This is a genomic window from Micromonospora sp. NPDC047707 (assembly GCF_040704235.1).
Classification (GTDB): Bacteria; Actinomycetota; Actinomycetes; order Mycobacteriales; family Micromonosporaceae; genus Micromonospora.
This window is the reverse complement of record NZ_JBEYSU010000098.1, coordinates 1-4518: the sequence shown is the minus strand read 5'-3', so window position 1 is coordinate 4518 and position 4518 is coordinate 1. Positions and strand designations below refer to the sequence as shown.

The 4518-nt window shown below is 63.2% G+C and carries 4 protein-coding genes; 2 read left to right on the top strand and 2 right to left on the bottom strand.

Features of this window, described 5'->3' with window-relative positions:
* Nucleotides 1-409: 409 nt before the first annotated feature.
* Together AB0873_RS31780 and AB0873_RS31775 are read left to right on the top strand one after the other, a co-directional pair.
* Nucleotides 410-1735 (top strand): HAD-IIA family hydrolase, encoded by a 1326-nt coding sequence (locus AB0873_RS31780; protein ID WP_366604422.1) that lies wholly within the window; start codon nucleotides 410-412, stop codon nucleotides 1733-1735.
* A 535-nt stretch (nucleotides 1736-2270) separates the two neighbouring features.
* Complete coding sequence (locus tag AB0873_RS31775) at nucleotides 2271-2396, top strand: hypothetical protein (RefSeq protein ID WP_366604420.1); 126 nt, start codon at nucleotides 2271-2273, stop codon at nucleotides 2394-2396.
* 39 nt (nucleotides 2397-2435) lie between these two features.
* On the opposite strand, the gene AB0873_RS31770 is transcribed toward AB0873_RS31775, so the two are convergent.
* Complete coding sequence (locus AB0873_RS31770) at nucleotides 2436-3596, bottom strand: MFS transporter (RefSeq protein WP_366604418.1); 1161 nt, start codon at nucleotides 3594-3596, stop codon at nucleotides 2436-2438.
* Between the two features lie 176 nt (nucleotides 3597-3772).
* Entirely contained in the window at nucleotides 3773-4252 is a 480-nt protein-coding gene (locus tag AB0873_RS31765) for an Rrf2 family transcriptional regulator (RefSeq protein ID WP_366604416.1), read from the bottom strand.
* Between the last annotated feature and the right edge of the window lie 266 nt (nucleotides 4253-4518).

Below are 4518 nucleotides of genomic sequence, written 5' to 3'. Positions count from 1 at the left end.
TCGTCGCCACCACGGCAGTATCCACGGCGGTCGTCATGTCAGTCATCGGTGTCTACTCCTTGATCAGGAGACACACCGTTCGTTGTACAGACCCCTCGCCGACCAGGCTCACGAAAGGCAGCAATCAGTAGCGGGAATGATCGAAACGCCCAGCTAGGGATCGTTTCAGTTGCATGTGTCGCTCAATGAGCAGTTGCCGCTACGTGGTCGAAACGGAGATCAAGATTAAAGGGGAGCGACTAACGCGGCCGACGACCGTGGCTGTTACAGTTGCCAGCGAGTCGGGAAGTGGCAGGGTTCTGCCCGCCCCGCCTGCGGCGGCCGGCGAGTGAGCGCTGCATCCGCCAGGCGGTACGAGGACGCCTATTTTCATGTTGGGTCCAAGGGGATAGGTTGAGAAGAGGCCTGTATGGGCTGCCGCTCTTGCCCACGGAGGTGGTTGGTGCTTGTCGACCAATTCGACGCCTTTTTGATTGATCTTGACGGCGTGGTCTATGTTGATGATGAGCCTCTTCCCGGAGCGCTGGATGCCTTGGTCGCCCTGCGACGTAGGGGGCGGTGGGTGCGATTTGTCACGAACGATCCCCGGCCCACGCGTGAAGAGTTAGTCGATCGTCTATCCCGAATCGGGGTGGCTGCCACCGTTGACGAGATTGTCTCCTCAGGGTGGGCGACTGCTCGTTGGCTGCGCCAGCAGAACATAACGCATGTTCATGTCCTCGGGAGTCGCGGGCTCGAGTACGAGTTGAGGATGCAAGGGTTAGACACGGACAGTGCGACCACCGTCGAGGCGGTCGTAGTGGGGTGCGATGAGGATTTGACCTACCGTGATGTGAGGCAGGCAAGCAGTCTGATATGCGCCGGCGCGCGTTTCGTGGCCACGAACCTCGATGCGACATTCCCGACCACAGACGGACCCTGGCCCGCGACCGGTGCGATCGTCGCGGCCATTGCCACCGCCAGCGGGAAGCGCCCAGTGGTCATCGGCAAGCCCGGGCCGGAAATGTTCCGCCTTGCGCTGAAGGACCTGCCTACTGGCACCAAGGCCGCCGTCGTCGGGGACACGGTCGCTACTGACGTGGTCGGTGCACACCGCGCCGGGTTACCGGCCATTTTCATACCACCGTACCCGTTGGCCGACCGATCCGAGTGGTTTGGACGGGCGCCTGCGCCAAATATCCCTGAAGTAGTCGTGGCAAGTCTCGCCGATCTCTTTGACTCCGCCGTTGGAACACTCCGACACCAGCCAATGCCGTTTCCGTGGCCCAACGAAGTGCGCGCTGGCGTGGCAGCAGTGGTCGTCGACGCTACCGGACGGATCCTGCTCGGGCGCCGGGCTGACAACGGAATGTGGGCGTTACCATCAGGGCATGTGGAGGTTGGGGAAACCATAGCGCAGGCGGCGGTTCGTGAGGTGGCGGAGGAAACTGGGCTGCACGTCCGAGTCAAACGTCTGGTCGGGGTGTACTCGGACCCTGTTTCGCAGGTATTCACATATTCCGACGGTCGAGTAACTCACTTCGTCACGGCATGCCTGGCATGTAACCCTATTGGAGGCCGTTTACGCGCTGACGGTGTAGAAACCACCGAGGTAGGCTTCTTCCCTCCCAGCCAACTTCCGGCTCCTCTCCTGCCAATGCATCCGGGATGGCTCAGCGATGCAGCGTCAGGACGGACTGGGATACTTGACGGTGCCGGACAAGATCGCGAAGCGTTCTCCACCTCAGGCCGCTAGTCAAAGTCGGTTTCCAGGGGACCACCCAGCATCGCGTGCATCTGGTCCGTTCCCCCATCGGTGTAAACCGTCATTCACTTCGGCCGTCGAAGCTATGCGATTTGGCCCGAAACTTGGACGATGTCCGGGCGTTGTTGCACCGGAAGGACTTCCGGGGGACATTCGTGAGCTCTAAAACTGATAGGCATCGTTGACACTTGGTCTTCGGCTACATGGAGAGCATCTATGTCCCACCACCCCTTACCCTCCGTTTGACTGTGAGGCCAAGCGGCGTCTGGCAATCATCCGGCGCGAGCGGTGGGTTGGGTCAACCCTCACGCGATAAACCTTTGCCCGGAGCGGTCTTAGGCCGTACGGCTTCGGCTTAGAGACCGTCTCACGGCCGGCCGAGGCGTTGGCCAGGATGCCAGCAACGGGCTGTGCGGTGTGCTCGTCCCGATTCAGGGGTAGAGCCAGTCGTGCCCGCCGGCCTTGGCAATCCGATACATGACATCGGTGATCTGCTCATCGGATCTACTCCTTCAGGTGTTGCCGGTTGGCAAAGCCGATCAGCCCGCTGGCGCTGGCAGCCTTCGACTTCGATCGAGGCGCCAGCCTGGACATGGCCGGTGGTGATCACTGGCCGACGCAACGATTGGTCGTCGTCGCCCAAGGTGGCTGACCACCGCTACCGGCCGGCCTGTCGGCGTGTTTGATGCTGTCAGCTGATGAGGATTGCGGCGAGGGTGGGGCCGAATGCGCCGCCGAGTTGGTAGCAAAGGTTGAACAGCCCGATGGCGGTGGGCTTTTGGGGGGTGGGTGCGGCATTGGTGGCGATTACGGCAAGGGTGGCCTGACCGGCTGCCGCGGCGAGGGCCGCGACTGCGCAGGCGGCTAGTAGCAGTGGCGCCCAAGGTGTGATCGCCGCGGTAATGGGTGCCAGGGCGCCGAAACCGATGAGGGTGGCCAGGAGGGCAGCGCGATGGAGCCGCGAGGAGACGACGGTGAGTCCCCAGGAGGTGGCGGAGCCGACTAGCAGTGCCATCAGTTGTCCTGTTCCGATCCGTGTAGCTGTCCAACCCTGATGTTGCGTAAGAAGGCGGGGAACCGCGTACAGGAGCAGGAAGTATGAAGTTCCGAGGGCGAGTGCGAGCCCGCTCGCCAGCAAGAATGCTCGGGTGCGGAGCAGTGCCGCCGGGATGAAGCCGAGTGGTCGGGCGCGCAGGTGCGCGGCGAGTAGCCCGGCGGCAAGCACCGCGCCCGCGATGGCTGGTAGCGGGAAGTGGGGCGTGAACACCGTGGCGGTAACGAATGCCACCAGCAGCAGCGATCCGCGGGCGTCGAACGGCCGGTCGTTGGAGGTGGGGTGCCGGGCTGCTCGTTTCGCGACAATCGGCACGGCCAGCAGGGTCATTGTCTGCAGGACGAACGCCGCACGCCAGGACGTCGCGTCGGTGACCATGGATCCGAGAAGAGGTCCTGTCGCGCCGAACATCCCGAACCCGGCAGTGATCATTCCCATTCTGCGAGCCGAGCCGTTGGCGAGGCTCATGGCAACGGTCACCAAACCCGCGCCACCGATCGCCTGGGCAGCCCTGCCAGGCAGTAGCACCGTTAGCGACGGCGCGATGGCGGCGAGGCTGGTACCCGCCGTCACCAAAGCCGTGCTAAGCATTAAGGTCGCGTGAATCCCGCGATGCCTTAGCAGCCCCGCCATAAGTGGCGTGCCCACCGCGAGCGCCCAGCCAAACATCATCACGAGCCAGGTCGCCGCTCGCACTGAGACATCGAGATCGGCTGCGATGGTGGCAAGGATGATGGCGGGGCTGTTTGCGCTCATTGCTAGGGGCGCAGCCAGTAGCGCCAACACCATGCCAGGCATGGGCCGACGCTCGGCCTTGACCTGCTGGTGGGCTGCCAAGGCTAACTCATCAGCAGTGGCGGGTGACCGTTGGCTTGACGCAGTGGAGCGGTTCACCCTCTCAATCGGGACACCTGACATCCAGAATCATCTCCCAGGTAGCTACGCATCGGCGGGGATTGCGGTTGGCGTAACGATCAGGCCCGCAGTGCGGCGAACCGGTTGCGGGTCATCTGCGGGGTATTGGGGAATCGATGCTCTACGGTCGCCTTGATATCGGCGATGGATTGCGAGGCCAGCTCCCGACGCCAGGCGAGGTCGGCCTTACGCATGGCCTGCGCGAGCACACACGTCTCGCGATAGTCGACATCAGCACGGCCGCCGGGACCTCGACGGAGAATCTCGTCGCACCGAAACGCCTCGTCCAGCCCCTCGATCGCAATGACAATGTCGAGAAGTGTGATCTCCTCTGGAGCGCGGGCGAGCTGAAACCCGCCTCGAGGGCCGGAGGCCGACGACAGGATTCCCGCCCGCACCAGTGCCTGAAGCTGCTTGTTGAGATAGGCAGCCGGCAACCCGTAGAAGGCTGCCAACGTAGCGGTCCTCACCGCCCGGCCCGGCTCAAGCCAGGTCAGGTTCAAGCAGCTGTGGGCCGCCCACTCGACACTCCGACTCATCCGCATATCCTGGATAATAGACGTCCAGGACCAGGCTTGCAAGGCCACCTTGGTCCCAGGGATCTCGTGCGGCGCACGCTGGCAGAATCGCCTCCTTCAGCCCTGCCAGCGTGCCGCCCAGCACCTCAGCCAGGCCGCGGCCTTGACCGCCGTAGCGAGGAACTTCAACGGCTAAGAACTCCTAACTCTTTGAGCGTTGGAGTCGGCGCCAGCAGGTGATGGCGCAGGCGAGGGTTTGGAACGCTTTGTGGATGTCGTCGCGGATC

Bases quoted from the DNA above. Each gene is read 5' to 3' on its own strand.
- AB0873_RS31780 (WP_366604422.1), top strand. From the start codon at position 410: ATGGGCTGCCGCTCTTGCCCACGGAGGTGGTTGGTGCTTGTCGACCAA.
- AB0873_RS31770 (WP_366604418.1), bottom strand. From the start codon at position 3,596: ATGCCTGGCATGGTGTTGGCGCTACTGGCTGCGCCCCTAGCAATGAGC.
- AB0873_RS31765 (WP_366604416.1), bottom strand. From the start codon at position 4,252: ATGAGTCGGAGTGTCGAGTGGGCGGCCCACAGCTGCTTGAACCTGACC.